Here is a 21,140-nt window from a genome sequence, read left to right as displayed (position 1 = left end):
GCGTGCCCCGCGGCACGGCGATGTCGGATTCCCGCCAGCCACGAGCCCGCCGCGGGGCGATGCTGGACGTATGCAGAACGGGATGTACACCGATCGCGAGCGCTGTGTGCGCGCCGTGCAGTCGAAGGACGCGCGGTTCGACGGCTGGTTCTTCACCGCGGTCCTGACCACCGGCATCTACTGCCGGCCGAGCTGCCCGGTGGTGCCGCCCAAGCCGCGCAACATGGTCTTCCACCCGAGTTCGGCCGCCTGTCAGCAGGCGGGCTTTCGCGCCTGCAAGCGCTGCCGGCCCGACTCCACCCCGGGCTCGCCCGAGTGGAACCAGCGCGCCGACCTGGTCGCCCGCGCCATGCGGCTGATCGCCGACGGCGTCGTCGACCGCGAGGGAGTGCCCGGCCTCGCGGCCCGGCTCGGCTACAGCACCCGGCAGATCGAGCGCCAGCTGCTCGCCGAACTCGGCGCGGGCCCTCTGGCGCTGGCCCGCGCCCAGCGCGCCCAGACCGCGCGCCTGCTCATCGAGACGACCGGACTCCCCATGGCGCAGGCGGCGTTCGCGTCCGGCTTCGCCTCCATCCGCACCTTCAACGACACCGTGCGCGAGGTCTTCGCGCTCTCCCCGAGCGAACTGCGCGCCCGGGTGCCGCACCGGGCCGCCCGCGCCCCGGCGGCGACGCCCGGCACGCTGACCCTGCGCCTGCCCTTCCGTGCCCCGCTCCATCCCGACAACCTCTTCGGGCACCTGGCCGCGACCGGGGTCCCGGGGGTCGAGGAGTGGCGCGACGGCGCGTTCCGGCGCACGCTCAGGCTGCCGTTCGGGCACGGCATCGTCGCGCTCACCCCGCACCCCGACCACATCGGCTGCCGCCTCACCCTGAGCGACCTGCGGGACCTCACCGTCGCGATCAGCCGCTGCCGGCGCATGCTCGACCTGGACGCCGACCCGGTCGCCGTCGACGACCGGCTGCGCACGGACCCGCTGCTCGCCCCCCTGGTCGACAAGGCGCCGGGGCGCCGCGTCCCCCGCACGGTCGACGAGGCGGAGTTCGCCGTGCGCGCCGTGCTGGGGCAGCAGGTGTCCACGGCGGCCGCCCGCACCCACGCGGCGCGTCTGGTGACCGCGCACGGCACGCCGGTCGACGACCCGGAGGGCGGCCTCACCCACCTGTTCCCGACCGCCGGGGCGCTCGCCGCGGTCGATCCCGCGACGCTGGCGATGCCCCGCACCAGGCGGACCACGTTCACCACCCTCGTGGGGCAGCTCGCCGACGGCCGGCTGCGCCTGGGAGTGGAGAGCGACTGGCCGCAGACCCGCGCCCGGCTGCTCGCGCTGCCCGGCTTGGGACCGTGGACGGTCGACGTCATCGCGATGCGTGCCCTGGGCGACCCGGACGCCTTCCTGCCCACCGACCTCGGGGTCCGGCGTGCCGCCCAGGGGCTCGGCCTGCCCTCCACCCCGGCGGCGCTCACCGCCCGCGCCGCGGGCTGGCGCCCCTGGCGGGCGTACGCCGTCCAGTACCTGTGGGCGACCGACAGCCACCCGATCAACTTCCTGCCCGTGTGAGGAACTTCCGTGAAACAGCACACCGTCACCGACAGTCCGTACGGCCCCCTCACCCTCGTCGCCGACGACGGGGTCCTGTGCGGCCTCTACATGGCCGGGCAGCGCCACCGCCCGCCGCAGGAGAGCTTCGGCCCCCGCGACGACTCCCTCTTCGGGGAGGCCGAGGAGCAGCTGGGGGCGTACTTCGCGGGTGAACTGACCCGGTTCCGCCTCGAACTGCGCCTGGACGGCACCCCGTTCCAGCGTTCCGTGTGGGCGGGACTGCGGCGCATCCCGTACGGCGAGACCCGCACCTACGGGGAGCTGGCCGCGGAGCTGGGCGCCCCGACCGCCTCCCGCGCGGTGGGCCTCGCCAACGGCCGCAACCCCATCGGCATCATCGTCCCGTGCCACCGGGTGATCGGGGCCGGCGGCGGGCTCACGGGGTACGGCGGCGGCCTGGACCGCAAGCGGCGCCTGCTGGACCTGGAGAACGGGACCCCGGTGTCCGCGCTCTTCTAGCCCGGGACGTCACCGCAGGTCGGCGGCTTTTATGACCTGTACATGACCTACTCCTGGGAGGAACTTTGCCGGCCGGGGGCCGCCGTTCGTCCGGGCTTCACCCAGGACCGGTCCAGGAGCCCTAGGGTGGCGGCGCCGCTTCCCCGCACGTCCGTCACTACTGTCCGGAGGACAGTCATGGCCGCCGTCAAGGCTTCCCAGCGCACCAGGCGCCCCCTCGCCGCCCTCACCGGAGCCGTCGCCCTCACCGCCGCCTCGATCGGCGTGTGGACCGCGACGGCCCCCACCGCCCAGGCCGCCGCTCTCCCCACCCCCGACCACGTGGTCGTCGTGGTGATGGAGAACCACGCCTACGCGCAGGTCGTCGGCAGCTCCAGCGCCCCCTACCTCAACAACACCCTCAAGGCCGGCGGTGCCGACCTCACCCAGTCATACGGCCTCACGCACCCCAGCGAGCCGAACTACTACATGCTGTTCTCGGGCTCCAACCAAGGCCGCACCGACGACAGTTGCGTCCCGGTCGGCTCCCTCTCCGCGCCCAACCTCGCTTCGGAGCTGATCGCCGCGGGCAAGACCTGGGCCAGCTACAACGAGTCGCTGCCGAGCCAGGGTTCGACGACGTGCAGCAGCGGCAAGTACGCCCAGAAGCACAACCCGTGGTTCGGTTTCTCCAACGTGCCGACGAGCAGCGCCAGGACCATGACGCAGTTCCCGGCCGACTACACCACCCTGCCCCAGGTCTCCTTCGTCGTCCCGAACCTGTGCAGCGACATGCACGACTGCTCGGTCTCCACCGGCGACACCTGGATCAAGAACAACCTGGGCGCCTACGCCACCTGGGCCAAGACCCACAACAGCATCCTCGCCGTCACCTTCGACGAGGACAACAAGCTGTCCGGCAACCGCATCCCCACCGTGTTCTACGGACAGCACGTCACCCCGGGCAGCTCCAGCTCCACCACCTACAACCACTACAACGTCCTGCGCACCCTGGAGGACCTGGCCGGTCTGAGCACGCACGCGGGCAACGCCGCCTCGGCGTCCGACATCACCGGCATCTGGAACTGACGCCCGTGTACCTCGCGGACTCCCGTGGCACCGGTGTCACCGCCGCCCCGGACCCCGGTCCGGGGCGGCGGCCCGCAGCCGTGCCCGCCACCGTGCTGGCCCTGGGCGCGGTCAGCCTCGTCACGGACGTCTCCTCGGAGATGGTCACCGCCGTGCTGCCGCTCTACGTCGTCGCCGGGCTCGGCCTGTCACCGCTGGGCTTCGGGCTCCTCGACGGCATCAACAACGGGGTCGGGGCCCTCGTCCGGCTCGCCGGGGGCCACCTCGCCGACGGGGGAGGCCGCCGGCACAAGACGGTGGCCGGCCTCGGCTACGCCCTGTCCGCCCTGTGCAAACCGCTGCTGCTCCTCGCCCACACCCTCCCCGTGATCAGCGCCGTGCTCGCGGCCGACCGCACCGGCAAGGGACTGCGCACCGCCCCCCGGGACGCGATGATCTCCCTGGCCACCGAACCCCGGCACCGGGGACGGGCGTTCGGGGTGCACCGCGCGATGGACACCACCGGCGCGCTGCTCGGCCCGCTCGTCGCCTTCGCCGTCCTGCGCGCCACCGTCGACGGGTACGACGCGGTCTTCGCCGTCAGCGGCTGCGTCGCCCTGCTCGGCGTCCTGGTCCTCGTGCTCTTCGTGCCCGGCCACATCGCCCCGGCGCCCGCCCCCGCCACCACCGCCCCGGGCCGACCCGTGCCGTCGCCCGAACCGGCCCGGCCCACGCTCAGGGACGCCGTCGGGCTGCTGCGCCGCCCCGAGCTGCGGGCGCTCACCCTGTGCGCGACCCTGCTCGGCCTGACCACCGTCAGCGACTCCTTCCTCTATCTGCTGCTCCAGCGCGAAGGCGACCTGCCCGCCCACCTCTTCCCGCTGCTGCCGCTGGGCACCGCCGCCGTCTTCCTGCTGCTCGCCCTCCCGCTCGGCGCACTCGCCGACCGGGCCGGCCGCCGCCGGCTCTTCCTCGCCGGCCACGGCGTCCTCCTCCTCGGCTACGGCCTGGTGCTCTCCCCGTGGCACGGCGCCCCGGCCGTCGTCGCCGTCCTCGTCCTGCACGGCACCTTCTACGCGGCCACCGACGGAGTCCTGGCGGCCGCCACCGCCGCCGCGGTACCGGCCCGGCACCAGGGAGCGGGTCAGGCACTGGTCGGCACCGGCCAGGCGCTGGCCCGGTTCGCCTGCTCCCTGGCCTTCGGCGCGGCCTGGGGCCTGTGGGGCGGGCGGACGGCCCTCGCCGTCACCGCGGGCGCGCTGGCCGTCAGCGCCGTCGTGGCCGCGTTCGTCCTGCGTCCCGTCCCCGAGGTGTCCCCATGAGCAGAACCGTCCGTCTGGTGATCCTCACGCTCGCCGTCCTGCTGCTCGGGAGCGTCGGCACCGGGGCGGTGCTGTACGCCGCCCACCGGTCAGGCCTGCGCGACCAGCAGCAGGCGGACGGCCCGGCCGTGCACGCCGGAACCGTCTCGCTCCGGCCGACGACCGGCCGCCGCCTGGTGGTGCGCAACCTGGCCTGGGGCCCGCACCGCGACGAGATCGCCACCGTGCCCGCCGACGATCCGCAGGGACCGCGCACGGCGTCGGGCGTCAAGTGCCTGCGCTTCCACGCGGCGGCCGGCACCGGCATCTGCCTCCAGGCCGTGCACGGCGCGCTCCAGGACACCTACCGGGCGGTGGTCCTCGACGCGCACCTGCGCGAGCTGCGCCGCTTCCCGGCCGCGGGCATCCCCACCCGCGCCCGGGTCTCGCCCTCCGGACACCTGGTGGCCTGGACGGTCTTCGTCAGCGGGGACTCCTACGCGGGCACCGACTTCTCCACCCGCACCGCCGTCGTCGACACCCGCACCTGGGCGATCGACGACAACCTGGAGAACTTCCGCGTCATCGAGGACGGTCGCCCCTACCGCGCCGCGGACATCAACGTCTGGGGCGTCACCTTCGCCGACGACGACCGCTTCTACGCCACGCTGGCCACCGGCGGCCGGACCCACCTCGTCCGGGGCGACCTCGCCGCCCGCACCCTCACCACCCTGCACGACAACGTCGAATGCCCCTCCCTCTCGCCCGACGGCACCCGCGTCGCCTACAAGAAACGCGTCGCAGGGGCCTCCTCCGACGCCCCCTGGCGGCTGTACGTCCTCGACCTGCGCACCATGAAGGAGTCCCCGACCGCCGAGCGGCGCAGCGTCGACGACCAGGCCCTGTGGGCCGACGCAAGCACCCTCGTCTACGCCCTGCCCGGCGACTACGGCTCGGACCTGTGGACCGTCCGCGCCGACGGCCGCGGCACGGCCCGCCCCCTCATGACCTCCGCCGTCGCCCCCGCCTACCTGGGGTGACGGCGGGGGAGGGGGCGGCACGCTCAGAGCGCCGACCCGGCGAGCTCCCGCAGCACCCTCGGCAGCGCCGTCCCGATCGGCTCCCGCACGACCTCGTCGGCGATCTCGTCGTACGGGGTCGGCTCGGCGTTGACGACGACGAGCCGGGCCCCGTGCTCGGAGGCGACACCGGCCAGCCCGGCGGCGGGCTGCACCCGGAGACTGGTGCCGACGGCGACGAACACCTGGCAGGCCTTGGCGATGGCGAGCGCCTGGCCCAGCACCACCGGGTCGAGTCGCTCGCCGAACATCACCGTGGCCGGCTTCAGGACGCCCCCGCACTCCCGGCACGGCGGATCCTCCTCACCGGCGTCCAGCCGCGCGAGGGCGTCCTCCATGGGGCCGCGCACGGCGCACCGGGTGCACACGACACTGCGTGCCGTGCCGTGCAGTTCCAGGACCTTGCGGGCGGGCATCCCGGCGAGCTGGTGCAGCCCGTCGACGTTCTGGGTGAGGACCCGGACCGGCACCCCGGACCGCTCCAGCTCGGCCACCGCCCGGTGTGCCGCGTTCGGCTCGGCCCCCAGGGCGCCGGTCGCGCGCCGCATCCGCCAGGCCCGCTTCCGGATCTCCGGATCGCCCATGTAAGGGCCGTAGGTGACGAGCTTCTCGGCCTCGGGGTCCTCGCGCCACAGCCCGTTCGGACCGCGGTAGTCGGGGATCCCGGAGTCGGTGGAGACGCCGGCTCCGCTGAGAACGGCGACGAGAGGCTTGCCCATGGGCCCGAGCGTAGGACGCCCTCCCGCCGGGACGCGAACGGTTTGCGCGCGGACCTCAGTGCCTCAGGCGGGTGTTGAGGCGGGCGGCCTGACGCGTCAGATGGTCGCGCTCGGCGACGTTTCTCGCCCGGTGCGCGGCCTCGGCGTACAGCCGCGCCGCCGTCACCAGGTCCCCGTCCCGCTCGTGCAGGTGGGCCGCCACCGCGCTGTAGCGGGGCAGCGAATCGTCCAGGGCGGCGAGCGCCGCGAGGCCCGCGCGCGGCCCGTCGGCCTCACCGACGGCCACCGCCCGGTTGAGCCGGGCGACGGGACTGCCGGTGAGGCCGACCAGCTCGTCGTACCACTCGACGATCTGCACCCAGTCGGTCTCCCCGGCGGTGGGCGCGTCGGCGTGCAGCGCCGCGATGGCGGCCTGGGCCTGGAACTCGCCCAGCCGGTCCCGGGCCAGCGCCGCCTGGAGGATCCCCACCCCTTCGGCGATCGACGCGGTGTCCCACCGCCCCCGGTCCTGTTCCGCGAGCGGCACCAGGCTGCCGTCGGGTGCGGTGCGCCCGGCCCGTCGCGCGTGGTGGAGCAGCATGAGGGCGAGCAGTCCCGCCACCTCCGGGTGGTCGATCACGGCCGCGAGCTGCCGGGTGAGCCGGACGGCTTCGGCGGCGAGGTCGACGTCGCCGGAATAGCCCTCGTTGAACACGAGGTAGAGGACGCGCAGCACGGTGGCCACGTCCCCGGGCCGGTCGAAGCGCACGCCGCGGACGGTGCGCTTCGCCCGGCTGATGCGCTGCGCCATGGTCGCCTCGGGCACCAGGTACGCCTCGGCGATCTGGCGGGTGGTGAGCCCGCCGACGGCGCGCAGGGTGAGCGCGACCGCCGACGACGGGCTGAGCGACGGGTGCGCGCACAGGAAGTAGAGCCGGAGCGTGTCGTCGGCCCCGGACGCCGGACCGGGCGCCGGTTCCTCGTCGACGAGGTCCTCGCGCCGGCGGCGGGCGGTGTCCGCCCGGGCCGAGTCGAGGAACCGGCGCCAGGCCACCGTGACCAGCCAGCCCTTGGGATCGCGCGGCGGCTCGGCCGGCCAGACGCGCACCGCCTCGACCAGCGCGTCCTGCACGGCGTCCTCGGCCGCCGCGAAGTCGGCTCCGCGGCGGACGAGGATCCCGAGCACGCCCGGGGTGAGGCTGCGCAGCAGGAGTTCGTCCACCGGGGACGTCACTCCGTGACGGTGGGCGGCGCCGCGAGGAACGGGCGCAGCTCGATCGACTCGTGGATCGGCTTCCCGCCCGCTCCGGGGGCGGCCGACAGCTCTCCGGCCAGCTCGACGGCGCGCTCGTGGCTGTCGACGTCGATCACCATCCAGCCGGCGATGAGGTCCTTGGTCTCGGCGAACGGGCCGTCGGTGACCGGCGGGCGGCCCTCGCCGTCGTACCGGACGAAGGTGCCCTCGGGGGCGAGCGCCTGCGCGTCGACGAACTCGCCGGTCCCCTCCAGCCTGGCCGCGAACTCCTGCATGAACCTGATGTGTGCCGTGACCTCCTCGGGTGTCCACTGGTCCATGGGGACGCAGTTCTGCGCGGCCGGGGCGCCGCGGTAGTGCTTGAGCAGCAGGTACTTGGCCATCGTGGTTCTCCTCGACGCTGGTGCGGCCCATTGTGGCCGCCTTCACCACGGGGACGGAGCGGGCCACGGATTCTCGACATCGCCGCCGAAAGTTTTTTTGCGGCCCTCTCCGGGGTGCCGTGCCGGTGCTACCGTCCCGGCATGGCCAAGGTCGCAGTCCCGCTCGACGCCGAACTCGTCGTCGAGGTCATGGTGCTCACCGGCGTGGGCAACCCCCGGGACGCCGTCGAGCTCGTCGTGCGCGACTACATCGCGCGCGGCCACCGCACGGAGGCGCGGACCGCCGCCCGTGACGAGGTCCTGCGCGACGCCGACGGCACACCGCGCGACGTCCAGGGCTGAGCGCCCCGCGGCCCGGCCGCCGTCAGTGGACGGCCGTCAGTCGACCGGGCGGCCGTTCTCCAGCTCCGCGGTCGTCGAGCCGTCGGCCAGCGCGTCCAGCGCGGCCAGCACCCGGTGTCCCAGCGAGCCGAACAGATGTTCCGTGAGCCGCGCGCGCGGGACCAGCCGCCAGGACAGCAGCTCCGCCTCCTGCAACCGGATCGCGGCGAAGTCGTCCTCCCCGAGGACCCCGCCGTCGTACACGTACGCCACCAGCGGCGGCCGGTCCGGACCGGGCACCCAGTCCACCGCGAGCAGCCGCCCGAGCGGGCGGTCGAGACCGATCTCCTCGAGCGTCTCGCGGCGCGCCGCCTGCCGGGGGCTCTCCCCGTCGTCGGACTCGATCGTGCCCCCGGGCAGGGCCCAGCCCGGCCGGTAGTTGGGCTCGACCAGCAGGACCCGCCCCTCGGCGTCACGGAACAGCGCGGCGGCGCCGGCCAGGACCCGGGGGAGGGTCGCGACGTACGCCGCGAAGTCGGACGCGGTTGGCGCGGCGGGCGTGCCGGAGGCGGCGGGGACGCCGGAGGTACCGGGGATGCTCATCCGGACAGCGTAGGCGGCGGCGGACGGGAAGCGGCTCAGTCCTGCGAGCCCGCGGCCCACAGCACCGTGTCGCCGGACTTGATCACGACGTTCCCGTCGGCCTGGAAGACGAGGACCGCTCCGTCGTGCCCATTGGTCTGCGAGGCCCACAGGGGCTGCCCGCCGCTGTTGTAGACCACCAGGTTGCCGTCCGCCTGGAAGCGGGCGGTGTTGCCCTCACCCGTGGTCCTGGAGGCCCAGCGCGCCGTGTGGTCGGCGTCGTAGATCACCAGGTTGCCGTCCGGCTGGATGACCAGGCTCCGGTTCCCGCCCGTCACCGAGGCGCCCGTCGCCAGTTCCAGCGTGGCCTGCACGACCTTGAGCGCCGTGTCCTTCGCCGGGGACTCCTGAGGCTGCGGGGACTCCTGCTGCTCCTGGGTCTGCCGGGGCGAGGCGGACGCCGTGCCGTCCCCGCCCGCCGGCGCGACGGAACCCGACGCACGGGCCCGCGAGCCGGACGAGGGCGAGGACCCGGAGGACTCCTGCGTACCGACGTACACGGTGGCGGCCACGGCGGCCAGGACCGCGACCGCCGCGACGCCCGCCGTCACCGGCCAGGCGGGCCGGCGGCGGCCGGGCACGGCCGGGACGGCCGGGACGGTGTCGGACCTCGCCGTGCCCGCGACGGCCGTCCGGTCGTCCGGCGCCGCGCCGGACGCGGGCGCCAGGTCGACCAGGGTGCGCGCGGAGTGCTCCGCCTCGGTCAGCTGCCCGCCGAGGAGCGTGGGACAGGCCTCGGGCCAGCCGCCGGTCCGGGCGCCCCGCTCCTCCAGCCAGGCGCCCAGCCGGTCCGCCGTCGGACGGGCGGCCGGGTCCTTGGCGAGGCACGCGGTGAGCAGCGGCGCCAGCTCCGCGGGGACCCCCGTCAGATCGGGCTCCTCGTGGACCACCCGGTACAGCAGGGAGGCCGCGGGGATCTGCTCGCCCGCACGCGAGAAGGGGCTGTGTCCCGTCGCGGCGTACACCAGCACGGCGGCCAGCGAGAACACATCGGCGGGTTCGGCCGCCACCCCGCCCACGGCCTGGTCGGGCGCGAGGAAGCCGGGGGATCCCACGGAGACGCCGAGCCGGGTGTGGCGGCTGTCGTCGGCGGCCCGCGCGACCCCGAAGTCGATCAGCCGGGGCCGGTCGCGTGCCAGCAGGATGTTGCCGGGTTTGACGTCCCGGTGCGCCAGACCGGCCTGGTGCACGGCCCGGACGGCGGCGCACAGCTCGGCGGCGAGCGAGAGCAGCGCGGGCGTCGGCAGCGGACCGTGCGCCGCGACCCAGTCGGCGAGCGACGGCGCGGGCACGTACTCGGTGGCCAGCCACTGCGGGCGCCGGCCCGGAGGGCTGTAGTCGACGACCGTCACCGTCCAGGGCGAGCGGACGCGGTCGCTGCTCTCTATCTCGCGGGCGAACCGCTCCTCGAAGCCGGGGTCCGAGCTCAGGTCCTCGCGGATCGTCTTGAGCGCGAGCAGCCGGCCCGACGCCGTACGGGACAGGTACACCTGCCCCATGCCGCCCGCGCCGAGCCGGCCGAGCAGCGGATAGCCGCCGATGGACGTCGGGTCCGAAGGCTGGAGGTTGTTCATGACGACTGTTCCCCGGAGGTGTGCGTCAGCGCGCGAAGGACGCGCCGGGCCTTGGCTGGCTTCTGGTGGGCAGGGCGGCTCGCGCCCGCAAGTATGGCGGAAGGATCCACCGTTCAACTTTCCGGCCGGCCCGGCGGCGCACCCCGGCGGGCCTGCGCGGCCGGGGGATTCCGGGTGGCCCCCGACCCCGGAATGCGGGAACCCGCCGACGGAACGCCCGCGCTGCTCCGGGAGCGGGCCCGTGCGCACCCGCACGTCTGCCCCGGCGCCCGGCCCTTCCTGCCCTTTCGGTCCCGGCCCCGGGCGCCGGTCCGTCGGGGAGGGCGGTCCTGCGGGCGGGCTCACAGGCGGCGCTCAGGGTCGGTCCAGGCTCCGGTCACCGCATGACGGCGGGGGCGCCTTGCGGTTAAGGTCACAGCGGCGCGACTGGCCCTGACGTGCGCGGGGCCCGGAGAGCAAGGGGATGGCAAGGTGACGGACGCTCCAGCGCGGGGCACCCGACGGGTGCTCGTGGCCGCGGACAAGTTCAAGGGCTCGCTGACGGCCGTGGAGGTCGCCGAGCGGGTGACGGCGGGCCTGCGCCGGGTCGCTCCGCACGTCGAGGTCGAGGCGCTGCCGGTGGCCGACGGCGGCGACGGGACGGTCGCCGCGGCGGTCGCGGCCGGGTTCGACCGCCGGGAGGTACGGGTCGCGGGCCCCCTCGGCCAGGAGGTGACCGCCGCCTTCGCCGTACGGGGTGACACCGCCGTCGTGGAGATGGCGGAGGCGAGCGGTCTGCAACGGCTCCCGGCCGGTGTCTTCGCCCCCCTCACGGCGTCGACGTACGGATCGGGCGAGCTGCTGCGGGCCGCGCTGGACGAGGGCGTGCGCACGATCGTGTTCGGGGTCGGCGGCAGCGCCACCACGGACGGCGGCGCGGGCATGCTGTCCGCGCTCGGCGCGCGGTTCCTGGACGCGGACGGCGAACCGGTCGCCCCGGGCGGCGGCGGCCTCGCCGCACTGGCCCGCGCCGACCTGTCCGGGCTCGACCCCCGGCTGGCCGCCGTGGAACTCGTGCTGGCCAGCGACGTCGACAACCCGCTGACCGGCCCCAAGGGCGCACCGGCGGTGTACGGGCCGCAGAAGGGCGCCTCGCCGGACGACGTCGCCGCGCTGGACGCGGCGCTGGCCCACTACGCGAAGGTGCTGGAGACGGCGCTCGGGTCGAAGGCCGCGCAGTACGCCGCCGCGCCGGGCGCGGGCGCCGCGGGCGGCATCGGCTACGGCGCGCTGCTCGTCGGGGCCCGGTTCCGTCCCGGGATCGAGGTCATGCTCGACGTGCTGGGCTTCGCGCCGGCCCTCGAACGGGCCGAGCTGGTGATCACCGGTGAGGGGTCGCTCGACGAGCAGACCCTGCACGGCAAGGCTCCCGCCGGTGTCGCCGCGGCCGCCCGGGCGGCAGGCAAGGAGGTCGTCGCCGTCTGCGGCCGCCTCGCCCTGCCGCCGGTGGAGCTGGGCCGCGCCGGCATCCGCCGGGCGTACCCGCTGACCGACGCCGAACCGGACATCGCCCGGTGCATCGCCGACGCGGGGCCCATCCTGGAACGGGTGGCGGAGCGGATCGGCCGTGACTTCCTGAGCTGAGGGCGGCCCGCCGCCCGCCGGACACCGAGAAGGGGCCCGAACCAAGTGGTTCGGGCCCCTTCTTCCGTCGTGACGCGCGCGGTCCGCGCTACGGCAGCTGGGCCGCCCGGGCCTCGCGCCGGTTGCCGCGGAAGTTGTTCACCCGGCGCGCCGTGGCGAACAGGGGGATCACCGCGCCCATGACGAGCTGGAGCGCGCAGCCGGTCTGGAGCAGCAGCTGTCCGCTCGGGGCGTCGAACGCCCAGGCGGCCAGCAGGCCCATCGACAGCACGATCCAGGAGAGCATCGCGCCGGCGAGGCGGCCCCGCGGCTTCGGGTACTCGACCCGGCTCACCATCAGCCAGGCGGTGCCGATGATCGCCATCAGCGTGGCGACGAACGGCAGCTCGAGGAGCACGATCGAGACGACCGTCAGTGCTCCGAACGGCGAGGGCATGCCCTGGAAGGTGCCGTCCTTCACGGTGACGCACGAGAACCTCGCGAGCCTCAGCACCACCGCCAGCAGCACCACGATGCCGCCGACCGCCGCCACCCGCTGGTGGGCGTCGTCGGCGACCATGCCGTAGACCAGCACGAAGTAGGCCGGGGCCAGACCGAAGCTGATCAGGTCCGAGAGGTTGTCCAGCTCCGCGCCCATCGGGGAGGAGCGCAGCTTGCGGGCGACCAGGCCGTCGAAGAGGTCGAAGACCGCCGCGCAGAGCATCAGGATGACCGCCGTGGCCGCGCTGTGGCGGGCCATGCCGGATTCCTGGCTGCCGGTGAGGTGCGGGATCAGGATGCCGGTGGTGGTGAAGTACACCGCCATGAAGCCGCACGTGGCGTTGCCGAGGGTGAGCGTGTCCGCTATCGACAGACGCAGAGAGAGGGGCATCTCCTCTTCTTCGTCCACCTCGTCGGCCTCGGGCACCCAGCCCGCCTGGGTCTCAGGGTCAATCACGGTCAATGCGAGTCACCCCTGCCACCGTCTTCTGCCCCACCTCGACCGCGACGTCCACGCCCTCGGGCAGGTAGATGTCGACGCGTGAACCGAAGCGGATCAGGCCGATCCGCTCGCCCTGCTCGACCTTCGTGCCCTCGGGGATGTAGGGGACGATGCGGCGGGCCACGGCTCCGGCGATCTGGATCATCTCGATGTCACCGAGCTCGGTGTCGAAGTGCCAGACGACGCGCTCGTTGTTCTCGCTCTCCTTGTTGAACGCCGGCACGAACCCGCCGGGGATGTGCTCGACCGACGTCACGGTGCCGGCCAGCGGCGCGCGGTTGACGTGGACGTTGAGCGGGCTCATGAAGATCGCGACGCGGGTGCGTCCGTCCTTCCACGGCATGATGCTCTGCACCACACCGTCGGCGGGGGAGATGACCCGGCCCGGGGCGATCTCGCGCTCGGGGTCGCGGAAGAACCACAGCATGCCCGCCGCGAGAGCGGTGGCGGGCACGGCGACGGCCTTGGCGGCACCCGAGCGGCGGGCGCGCAGCAGGCTGACGGCTGCGGTGGCGACGGTCGGCAGGAGCCACGGCGATGCTCCGCGCGCGAGGCGTGCGCCTACCAGGCTGTCGCGGTGTGCAGAGGTTTGGCTGTGGGGCATGGATGACCTTCGTAGCGGATGATGCCGCGCTTCGACGGGGGGACGGCGGCTTTCCGCGATCGTAGCGGTTCGGGGCCACAACTGGGTAAGCAAGGAAGCCGAGTCGACGGCTGAGCGAAGTTGACGGGGTGTGATCTTCTTCTCGAAGAAAACACCCCCAACCCGGACAATCAGCCCTGGAACCGGTACTCCTCGAGCAACCTGCGCCCGATGATCATTTTCTGGATTTCTGCGGTGCCTTCACCGATCAGGAGCATCGGGGCCTCGCGGTAGAGGCGCTCGATCTCGTACTCCTTGGAGAAGCCGTAGCCACCGTGGATCCGGAAGGAGTCCTCCACGACCTCCTTGCAGTACTCGGAGGCGAGGTACTTCGCCATCCCCGCCTCGAGGTCGTTTCGCTCCCCCGAATCCTTTTTGCGTGCGGCGTTCACCATCATGGCATGCGCGGCCTCGACCTTGGTAGCCATCTCGGCGAGCTTGAACTGGATCGCCTGGTGCTGGGCGATCGGCTTGCCGAACGTGTGCCGCTGCTGGGCGTACTGCACGCCGAGTTCGAAGGCACGCTGGGCGACGCCGCAGCCACGCGCCGCCACATTCACGCGCCCAACCTCGACGCCGTCCATCATTTGGTAAAAACCTCGGCCGGTGACCCCGCCGAGCACCTGACCGGCGGGAAGGCGCAGGCCGTCCATGATCAGCTCGGTGGTGTCGACGCCCTTGTAGCCCATTTTGTCGATCTTGCCCGGGATGGTGAGTCCGGGCCGCACCTCGCCGAAGCCGGGCTCCTTCTCGATCAGGAAGGTCGTCATCGACTTGTGGGGAGCGGTGCCCTCAGGGTGTCCTTCGTCACTTCGGACCAGAACGGCCACCAGGGACGACGTGCCCCCGTTCGTCAGCCACATCTTCTGACCGTTCAGGACGTACTCGTCGCCGTCCCGCACCGCCTTCGACGTGATCGCCGACACGTCCGAGCCGAGGGCCGGCTCCGACATGGAGAAGGCGCCGCGGACGTCGCCGGCTGCCATCCTCGGCAGGTAGTGGTCCTTCTGCTCCTGTGTGCCGTGCTGCTTGAGCATGTACGCCACGATGAAATGCGTGTTGATGATGCCGGAGACCGACATCCAGCCGCGGGCGATCTCCTCGACGCACAGGGCGTACGTCAGGAGCGACTCGCCGAGGCCGCCGAACTCCTCCGGGATCATCAGGCCGAACAGGCCCAGTTCCTTGAGGCCGTCGACGATCTGCTGCGGGTACTCGTCGCGGTGTTCCAGCTCCGTGGCGACCGGGATGATCTCCTTGTCCACGAAGTCGCGGACGGTGGAGAGGATCTCCTGCTGGACGTCGGTCAGACCAGCGGTCCGGGCGAGGCGCGCCATCGATCAGCCTTCCTGGAGTTCCGGGCGGCCGGGCTGCTCGCCGCCGCGTTCCTTGATGTACGTCTCGGTCGGCACCATCACCTTGCGGCGGAAGACGCACACGAGCGTGCCGTCCTGCTTGTAGCCCTTGGTCTCGACGTGGACGATCCCGCGGTCGTTCTTCGACTTCGACGGCCACTTGTCGAGCACGGTCGTCTGACCGTAGAGCGTGTCCCCGTGGAAGGTCGGCGCGACGTGCTTGAGGGACTCGATCTCCAGGTTGGCGATGGCCTTGCCGGAGATGTCCGGCACCGACATGCCGAGCAGGAGCGAGTAGATGTAGTTGCCCACCACGACGTTCTTGCCGAAGTCGGTCGTCTTCTCCGCATAGTTCGTGTCCATGTGGAGGGGGTGGTGGTTCATGGTGAGGAGACAGAACAGGTGGTCGTCGTACTCCGTGACCGTCTTTCCCGGCCAGTGCTTGTACGTCGCCCCGACCTCGAACTCCTCGTAGGTGCGTCCGAACTGCATGGCGCTCAGCCCTCCGGGATCTCGAACTTGCCGGTGCGCCGCATGCCGGCGGCGCGCCCCTTGCCGGAGATGACGAGCGCCATCTTGCGGCTGGCCTCGTCGATCATCTCGTCGCCGAGCATCGCCGAGCCCTTCTTGCCGCCCGCCTCGGACGTGTAGTAGTCGTACGCGTCCAGGATCAGCTCGGCGTGGTCGTAGTCCTCCTGCGACGGCGAGAAGATCTCGTTGGACGCCTCGACCTGGCCCGGGTGCAGCACCCACTTGCCGTCGAAGCCGAGGGCCGCGGCGCGCCCGGCGACCTCGCGGTAGCCGTCGACGTTGCGGATCTGGAGGTAGGGGCCGTCGATCGCCTGGAGGTCGTTGGCGCGGGCGGCCATCAGGATCTTCATGAGGATGTAGTGGTAGGCGTCCGCCGGGTAGCCGGGCGGCTGCTCGCCCACGACCAGCGACTTCATGTTGATCGACGCCATGAAGTCGGCCGGGCCGAAGATGATCGTCTCGATGCGCGAGGAGGCCTGCGCGATCTCGTTGACGTTGTTGAGGCCCTGGGCGTTCTCGATCTGCGCCTCGATGCCGATGCGGCCGACCTCGAAGCCCATCGTCTTCTCGATCTGGGTCAGCAGCAGGTCCAGCGCGACGATCTGCTGGGCGTTCTGCACCTTCGGCAGCATGATGCAGTCGAGGTTGGGTCCGGCGCCCTCGACCACCGTCACGACGTCGCGGTACGTCCACTCGGTCGTCCAGTCGTTGACGCGCACGACCCTCGTCTTGCCGGTCCAGTCGCCCTCGTTGAGGAACTTGACGATGGTGTGCCGCGCCTCGGGCTTGGCGAGCGGCGCGCACGCGTCCTCGAGGTCGAGGAAGACCTGGTCGGCCGGGAGGCCCTGCGCCTTCTCCAGGAAGCGGGGGTTGCTCCCGGGGACCGCGAGACAGGAGCGTCGCGGACGCAGACGGTTGACAGAGGGGAGGGGGGCGGCGGAGCCGCTCGCCGGCAGGGCGGCGGTGGGCGACGGGCGGGCGGTCATGCGGGGACCTCCAGGGGGTCGAGCTTGTTCGCTTTCCGGATCTCGTCGACGATGCGGCCGATGATTCCGGTGATGTCGAAGTCCTTCGGGGTGAAGACCGCGGCCACGCCGGCGGCCCGGAGCAGTTCGGCGTCTCCATTCGGGATGATGCCACCGGCGATCACCGGGATGTCTGTGGCACCGGCCACACGCAGCCGTTCGAGGACGTCCGGCACCAGTTGGGCGTGCGAACCGGACAGGATGGACAGGCCGACGGCGTGCACGTCCTCCTCCAGCGCGGCGTCCACGATCTGCTCGGGCGTCAGCCGGATGCCCTGGTAGACCACCTCGAAGCCGGCGTCACGCGCGCGTACGGCTATCTGCTCCGCGCCGTTGGAGTGACCGTCCAGGCCGGGCTTGCCGACCAGGAAGCGCAGCTTGCCCACGCCCATGTCCTTCGCGGTGACCTCGACCCTGCGGCGGACGTCGGCCATGGCCGAGCCCTCCTCCGCGGGCACCGCCACGGGCGCCGAGGAGACCCCGGTCGGCGCGCGGAACTCGCCGAACACCTCGCGCAGCGCCCCGGCCCACTCGCCGGTCGTGACCCCGGCGCGGGCGCACTCCAGGGTGGCCTCCATGAGGTTGGCGGTGCCCTTGGCCGCCTCCTTCAGCTTCTCCAGCGCCTTGCACGGGCGCGGGTGGTTGAAGGGCGGCTGGTAGCGGGTGTCCCGCCAGGTGCCGAGGGAGGCCACGACCCTGGCCTCCACCGCCGGGTCGACCGTCTGGATGGCCGTGTCGAGGTCCGCGGTCAGCGGGTTGGGCTCGGTCGTCTCGAAGATGTTGACGCCGATGATCTTCTCCTGCCCGGACTCGATCCGGGCCCTGCGCTCGGCGTGCGAGGAGACGAGCTGCGACTTGAGGTAGCCGGACTCGACGGCGGCCATCGCGCCGCCCATCTCCTGGATCCGCTCGATCTCCGCGAGGGACTGCTCGACCAGCTCGGCGACCTTCGCCTCGACGACGTGCGAGCCCTCGAACAGGTCCTCGTACTCCAGCAGGTCGCTCTCGTGGGCCAGGACCTGCTGGATGCGCAGGCTCCACTGCTGGTCCCAGGGCCGGGGCAGACCCAGTGCCTCGTTCCAGGCGGGCAGCTGGACGGCACGCGCGCGTGCGTCCTTCGACAGCGTCACCGCGAGCATCTCCAGCACGATCCGCTGGACGTTGTTCTCCGGCTGCGCCTCGGTCAGGCCGAGGGAGTTGACCTGGACGCCGTAGCGGAAGCGGCGCTGCTTGGCGTCCTCGATGCCGTAGCGCTCGCGGGTGATCCTGTCCCAGATACGGCCGAAGGCGCGCATCTTGCACATCTCCTCGACGAAGCGGACGCCCGCGTTCACGAAGAAGGAGATCCGCGCGACGACGTCGCCGAACTTCTCGGCCGGCACCTGTCCGGAGTCGCGGACGGCGTCCAGCACGGCGATCGCCGTGGACATCGCGTACGCGATCTCCTGCACCGGCGTGGCCCCGGCCTCCTGAAGGTGGTAGCTGCAGATGTTGATCGGGTTCCACTTCGGGATGTGCGAGACCGTGTACGCGATCATGTCCGTCGTCAGGCGGAGCGAGGGTCCCGGCGGGAACACGTGCGTGCCGCGGGACAGGTACTCCTTGACGATGTCGTTCTGGGTCGTGCCCTGGAGCCGGGTGACGTCCGCACCCTGCTCCTCGGCGACGACCTGGTAGAGCGCCAGCAGCCACATGGCGGTGGCGTTGATCGTCATCGAGGTGTTCATCTGCTCCAGAGGGATGTCCTGGAACAGCCTGCGCATGTCACCGAGATGGGCCACCGGCACGCCGACCCGGCCGACCTCGCCGCGGGCGAGGACGTGGTCGGAGTCGTAGCCGGTCTGGGTGGGCAGGTCGAACGCGACCGACAGACCCGTCTGGCCCTTGGCGAGGTTGCGCCGGTACAGCTCGTTGGACGCCTCTGCCGTGGAGTGACCGGCGTACGTGCGCATGAGCCACGGCCGGTCCTTCTGACGCTCAGTCATCTATGACCCCGGGTGTCTCAGATGTTGCGGAAGCGGTTGATGGCGTCGAGGTGCAGGGCGCGCTTCTCCTCGTCGCGCACGCCCAGGCCCTCCTCGGGCGCCAGCGCGAGGACGCCGACCTTGCCCTGGTGGAGGTTGCGGTGCACGTCGTACGCGGCCTGGCCGGTCTCCTCGAGCGAGTAGACCTTCGACAGGGTCGGGTGGATCTTGCCCTTCGCGATCAGCCGGTTGGCCTCCCAGGCCTCGCGGTAGTTGGCGAAGTGCGAGCCGATGATCCGCTTCAGGGACATCCACAGGTAGCGGTTGTCGTACTCGTGCATGTAGCCCGAGGTCGAGGCGCACGTGGTGATGGTGCCGCCCTTGCGGGTGACGTACACGGAGGCGCCGAAGGTCTCGCGGCCGGGGTGCTCGAAGACGATGTCGATGTCCTCGCCGCCGGTGAGTTCGCGGATGCGCTTGCCGAAGCGCTTCCACTCCTTGGGGTCCTGGGTGTTCTCGTCCTTCCAGAACCGGTAGCCCTCGGCGTTGCGGTCGATGATCGCCTCGGCGCCCATGGCCCGGCAGATGTCCGCCTTCTGGGGCGAGGACACGACGCAGATGGGGTTGGCGCCGCCGGCCAGCGCGAACTGGGTGGCGTAGCTGCCGAGGCCGCCGCTGGCGCCCCAGATCAGGACGTTGTCGCCCTGCTTCATGCCGGCGCCGTTGCGGGAGACCAGCTGCCGGTAGGCGGTGGAGTTGACGAGCCCGGGGGCCGCCGCCTCCTCCCACGACAGGTGGTCCGGCTTGGGCATCAGCTGGTTGGACTTGACCAGGGCGATCTCGGCGAGGCCGCCGAAGTTGGTCTCGAAGCCCCAGATGCGCTGCTCGGGGTCGAGCATCGTGTCGTTGTGGCCGTCCGAGGACTCCAGCTCGACCGACAGGCAGTGCGCGACGACCTCGTCGCCCGGGTTCCAGGCGTTGACGCCCGGGCCGGTGCGCAGGACGACGCCCGCGAGGTCGGAGCCGATGATGTGGTACGGCAGGTCGTGCCGCTTGCTGAGGTCGCTGAGCCGGCCGTAGCGCTCCAGGAAGGAGAAGGTCGACACCGGCTCGAAGATCGAGGTCCAGACCGAGTTGTAGTTGACCGAGGAGGCCATGACGGCCACCAGGGCCTCGCCCGGTCCGAGCTCGGGAAGGGGGACGTCGTCCAGGTGGATCGACTTGCGCGGGTCCTTGTCGCGGCTCTCCAGGCCCGCGAACATCTCCGCCTCGTCCTTGTGCACGGTGATCGCGCGGTACGACTCGGGGAGCGGCAGGGCGGCGAAGTCCGCCGACGTGGAGTCCGGTGACTGGATCGCGTCGAGAATGGCCTGTGTGGTCACGGTGTCGCCTCCGGCGATGAGCGCCCTGAGGGCGGGGCGCTGAGGGTTACGTCGGTGTGCTGCTGAGGGTGGTGGTGAGGTGCCGTCGGTTCGGCGGGTGTGCTGTTCGGCAGCGCTTTGTGGCGCGGGAGGTTGCCTGTGACGCAGGCGTCCGGGCGCGCAAATCAGGTGCTTGCGGGGACAGCCGGCGTACGCATGGTCTCTGCACGCCGGCCGCCCGGACACCTTCAACGTATGACACCGCGTGTCACCCCGCAAGGCACTGAGTGCCAGAACTTCCACTCAGATGAAATCTTTACGTAACACATGAGCGATGATCGATCGAACGGGCTCCGGATTTCGCGCGAAAAGGTGCCCTGACATGCCAAAACGGCCACCCCGTGGGGGTGGCCGTCGTCACAGCGGAAGGCGGGCGGCGAGCGGTGCTCAGCGCTCCTTGAGGGCCTGCTCGATGGTGCGCATGACCTCGTCGAGCGAGGCGTCGGTCCGGGCGACCGTCACCAGGACCTCGCCGTGCGCCGAGACCGCCGCCGGAGCCTGCCGGGGTGCGCCGGCGCCGCTGCGGCCCGCGCCGATGCCCGTCCCGAAGGTCTTGCGCACGATCGCGAAGGCGTGGTCCAGCTGGCTCTCCACGTCGCCCTGGCCGTCCGCCCGCAGCCAGCGCCGCAGGACGTGGTTGTGGGCGGTGACCACGGCGGACGCGGCGACCTCGGCGAGCAGCGGGTCGTCGTTGGCGTCGTCGTCATGGGCGTGCTCGTCGAAGTGACCGAGCAGGTAGCGGGTGAAGAGGCGCTCGTAGCGGGCCACCGAGGCGATCTCCGCCTCGCGCAGGGTGGGCACCTCGCGGGTGAGGCGGTAGCGGGCGACCGAGATCTCCGGCCGGGCCGCGTACATCTTCATGACCTCCTTGATGCCGCGGCACACGGTGTCGAGCGGATGCTCGTGCGCCGGGGCCGCGTTGAGCACGGCCTCCGCCCGGATCAGGGTGTCGTCGTGGTCGGGGAAGATCGCCTCTTCCTTGGAGCGGAAGTGGCGGAAGAAGGTGCGGCGGGCGACCCCGGCCGCGGCCGCGATCTCGTCGACGGTGGTCGCCTCGTACCCCTTGGTCGAGAACAGCTCCATCGCCGCCGCCGCCAGTTCTCGGCGCATCTTGAGCCGCTGGGCGGCCGCGCGGCTTCCCGCGGCACTCTCCGGCGCGTCGGGCGTGGCTGGTGTACGTGAGGACCTGGCGGGCTGGGGCATGACCCGAACGTACTGCATGTGCGCAGCTCGG

The 21,140-nt window shown here is 72.2% G+C and carries 20 protein-coding genes; 7 read left to right on the top strand and 13 right to left on the bottom strand.

Annotated features, from left to right (window positions below; all coding sequences use genetic code 11):
• Positions 1-70: 70 nt before the first annotated feature.
• The 5 genes from Saso_RS29875 to Saso_RS29855 all read left to right on the top strand — a co-directional run bounded on the left by Saso_RS29875 (position 71) and on the right by Saso_RS29855 (position 5,450).
• Complete coding sequence (locus Saso_RS29875) at positions 71-1,561, top strand: AlkA N-terminal domain-containing protein (protein ID WP_307822269.1); 1,491 nt, start codon at positions 71-73, stop codon at positions 1,559-1,561.
• A gap of 9 nt (positions 1,562-1,570) precedes the next feature.
• Entirely contained in the window at positions 1,571-2,062 is a 492-nt protein-coding gene (locus tag Saso_RS29870; RefSeq protein WP_189925740.1) for a methylated-DNA--[protein]-cysteine S-methyltransferase, read from the top strand.
• Positions 2,063-2,239: 177 nt separating this feature from the next.
• Complete coding sequence (locus Saso_RS29865; RefSeq protein ID WP_189925742.1) at positions 2,240-3,130, top strand: alkaline phosphatase family protein; 891 nt, start codon at positions 2,240-2,242, stop codon at positions 3,128-3,130.
• A 5-nt stretch (positions 3,131-3,135) separates the two neighbouring features.
• Positions 3,136-4,431: an MFS transporter gene (locus Saso_RS29860; protein WP_189925744.1), complete on the top strand. Its 1,296-nt coding sequence runs from the start codon at positions 3,136-3,138 to the stop codon at positions 4,429-4,431.
• Positions 4,428-5,450, top strand: coding sequence for a TolB family protein (locus Saso_RS29855; RefSeq protein ID WP_189925746.1), 1,023 nt, complete (start codon positions 4,428-4,430; stop codon positions 5,448-5,450). Before Saso_RS29860 ends, Saso_RS29855 begins: the two co-directional genes overlap by 4 nt.
• A gap of 23 nt (positions 5,451-5,473) precedes the next feature.
• On the opposite strand, the gene Saso_RS29850 is transcribed toward Saso_RS29855, so the two are convergent.
• The 3 genes from Saso_RS29850 to Saso_RS29840 are packed head-to-tail and all read right to left on the bottom strand — an operon-like array spanning position 5,474 to position 7,825.
• On the bottom strand, positions 5,474-6,208 hold the full coding sequence (locus tag Saso_RS29850; RefSeq protein WP_189925748.1) for an SIR2 family NAD-dependent protein deacylase: 735 nt from the start codon (positions 6,206-6,208) through the stop codon (positions 5,474-5,476).
• 55 nt (positions 6,209-6,263) lie between these two features.
• On the bottom strand, positions 6,264-7,409 hold the full coding sequence (locus Saso_RS29845) for an RNA polymerase sigma factor (protein ID WP_189926015.1): 1,146 nt from the start codon (positions 7,407-7,409) through the stop codon (positions 6,264-6,266).
• 8 nt (positions 7,410-7,417) lie between these two features.
• Complete coding sequence (locus Saso_RS29840) at positions 7,418-7,825, bottom strand: YciI family protein (protein ID WP_189925750.1); 408 nt, start codon at positions 7,823-7,825, stop codon at positions 7,418-7,420.
• Between the two features lie 141 nt (positions 7,826-7,966).
• Here Saso_RS29840 and Saso_RS29835 point away from each other — a divergent pair, with 141 nt between their 5' ends.
• On the top strand, positions 7,967-8,167 hold the full coding sequence (locus tag Saso_RS29835; protein WP_189925752.1) for a type II toxin-antitoxin system VapB family antitoxin: 201 nt from the start codon (positions 7,967-7,969) through the stop codon (positions 8,165-8,167).
• 36 nt (positions 8,168-8,203) lie between these two features.
• Here Saso_RS29835 and Saso_RS29830 read toward each other — a convergent pair whose 3' ends face one another.
• Positions 8,204-8,749, bottom strand: a complete 546-nt coding sequence (locus tag Saso_RS29830; RefSeq protein ID WP_189925754.1) for an NUDIX domain-containing protein — start codon at positions 8,747-8,749, stop codon at positions 8,204-8,206.
• A gap of 35 nt (positions 8,750-8,784) precedes the next feature.
• Positions 8,785-10,362, bottom strand: a complete 1,578-nt coding sequence (locus Saso_RS29825; RefSeq protein WP_189925756.1) for a protein kinase domain-containing protein — start codon at positions 10,360-10,362, stop codon at positions 8,785-8,787.
• A 504-nt stretch (positions 10,363-10,866) separates the two neighbouring features.
• On the opposite strand from Saso_RS29825, the gene Saso_RS29820 reads away from it, so the two are divergent.
• Positions 10,867-11,985 (top strand): glycerate kinase, encoded by a 1,119-nt coding sequence (locus Saso_RS29820; protein ID WP_189926017.1) that lies wholly within the window; start codon positions 10,867-10,869, stop codon positions 11,983-11,985.
• A gap of 88 nt (positions 11,986-12,073) precedes the next feature.
• On the opposite strand, the gene pssA is transcribed toward Saso_RS29820, so the two are convergent.
• The 8 genes from pssA to Saso_RS29780 form a co-directional block, all read right to left on the bottom strand.
• Positions 12,074-12,892: a CDP-diacylglycerol--serine O-phosphatidyltransferase gene (gene pssA, locus Saso_RS29815; RefSeq protein WP_189926019.1), complete on the bottom strand. Its 819-nt coding sequence runs from the start codon at positions 12,890-12,892 to the stop codon at positions 12,074-12,076.
• Between the two features lie 22 nt (positions 12,893-12,914).
• Positions 12,915-13,571, bottom strand: a complete 657-nt coding sequence (locus Saso_RS29810) for a phosphatidylserine decarboxylase (protein WP_189925758.1) — start codon at positions 13,569-13,571, stop codon at positions 12,915-12,917.
• A 170-nt stretch (positions 13,572-13,741) separates the two neighbouring features.
• Positions 13,742-14,947 (bottom strand): acyl-CoA dehydrogenase family protein, encoded by a 1,206-nt coding sequence (locus tag Saso_RS29805; RefSeq protein ID WP_189925760.1) that lies wholly within the window; start codon positions 14,945-14,947, stop codon positions 13,742-13,744.
• Between the two features lie 3 nt (positions 14,948-14,950).
• On the bottom strand, positions 14,951-15,457 hold the full coding sequence (locus Saso_RS29800; protein ID WP_189925762.1) for a MaoC family dehydratase: 507 nt from the start codon (positions 15,455-15,457) through the stop codon (positions 14,951-14,953).
• A 5-nt stretch (positions 15,458-15,462) separates the two neighbouring features.
• Entirely contained in the window at positions 15,463-16,482 is a 1,020-nt protein-coding gene (locus Saso_RS29795; RefSeq protein ID WP_229901446.1) for an HpcH/HpaI aldolase/citrate lyase family protein, read from the bottom strand.
• The gene (locus Saso_RS29790; RefSeq protein ID WP_189925763.1) at positions 16,479-18,506 is read right to left on the bottom strand and encodes a protein meaA; all 2,028 of its coding nucleotides are present in this window, start codon (positions 18,504-18,506) and stop codon (positions 16,479-16,481) included. The genes Saso_RS29795 and Saso_RS29790 overlap by 4 nt, the downstream gene beginning before the upstream one ends.
• Before the next feature lie 17 nt (positions 18,507-18,523).
• Positions 18,524-19,867 carry a crotonyl-CoA carboxylase/reductase gene (gene ccrA / locus Saso_RS29785; RefSeq protein ID WP_189925765.1) on the bottom strand — a complete coding sequence of 448 codons (1,344 nt, stop codon included), beginning with the start codon at positions 19,865-19,867 and terminating at the stop codon, positions 18,524-18,526.
• A gap of 426 nt (positions 19,868-20,293) precedes the next feature.
• Positions 20,294-21,109, bottom strand: a complete 816-nt coding sequence (locus Saso_RS29780) for a TetR family transcriptional regulator (protein WP_189925767.1) — start codon at positions 21,107-21,109, stop codon at positions 20,294-20,296.
• Between the last annotated feature and the right edge of the window lie 31 nt (positions 21,110-21,140).

Source organism: Streptomyces asoensis (assembly GCF_016860545.1).
Classification (GTDB): Bacteria; Actinomycetota; Actinomycetes; order Streptomycetales; family Streptomycetaceae; genus Streptomyces; species Streptomyces asoensis.
Note: the sequence above shows the minus strand (reverse complement) of the source record. Positions and strands in the feature narration are given on the sequence as shown.

Coding starts and splice junctions, on each gene's coding strand:
- Saso_RS29795 (WP_229901446.1), bottom strand. CDS start 16,482: ATGACCGCCCGCCCGTCGCCCACCGCCGCCCTGCCGGCGAGCGGCTCC.
- Saso_RS29810 (WP_189925758.1), bottom strand. CDS start 13,571: ATGCCCCACAGCCAAACCTCTGCACACCGCGACAGCCTGGTAGGCGCA.
- Saso_RS29800 (WP_189925762.1), bottom strand. CDS start 15,457: ATGCAGTTCGGACGCACCTACGAGGAGTTCGAGGTCGGGGCGACGTAC.
- Saso_RS29825 (WP_189925756.1), bottom strand. CDS start 10,362: ATGAACAACCTCCAGCCTTCGGACCCGACGTCCATCGGCGGCTATCCG.
- Saso_RS29835 (WP_189925752.1), top strand. CDS start 7,967: ATGGCCAAGGTCGCAGTCCCGCTCGACGCCGAACTCGTCGTCGAGGTC.
- Saso_RS29875 (WP_307822269.1), top strand. CDS start 71: ATGCAGAACGGGATGTACACCGATCGCGAGCGCTGTGTGCGCGCCGTG.
- Saso_RS29780 (WP_189925767.1), bottom strand. CDS start 21,109: ATGCCCCAGCCCGCCAGGTCCTCACGTACACCAGCCACGCCCGACGCG.
- Saso_RS29850 (WP_189925748.1), bottom strand. CDS start 6,208: ATGGGCAAGCCTCTCGTCGCCGTTCTCAGCGGAGCCGGCGTCTCCACC.
- Saso_RS29790 (WP_189925763.1), bottom strand. CDS start 18,506: ATGACTGAGCGTCAGAAGGACCGGCCGTGGCTCATGCGCACGTACGCC.
- Saso_RS29865 (WP_189925742.1), top strand. CDS start 2,240: ATGGCCGCCGTCAAGGCTTCCCAGCGCACCAGGCGCCCCCTCGCCGCC.
- Saso_RS29840 (WP_189925750.1), bottom strand. CDS start 7,825: ATGGCCAAGTACCTGCTGCTCAAGCACTACCGCGGCGCCCCGGCCGCG.
- Saso_RS29855 (WP_189925746.1), top strand. CDS start 4,428: ATGAGCAGAACCGTCCGTCTGGTGATCCTCACGCTCGCCGTCCTGCTG.
- Saso_RS29830 (WP_189925754.1), bottom strand. CDS start 8,749: ATGAGCATCCCCGGTACCTCCGGCGTCCCCGCCGCCTCCGGCACGCCC.
- Saso_RS29805 (WP_189925760.1), bottom strand. CDS start 14,947: ATGGCGCGCCTCGCCCGGACCGCTGGTCTGACCGACGTCCAGCAGGAG.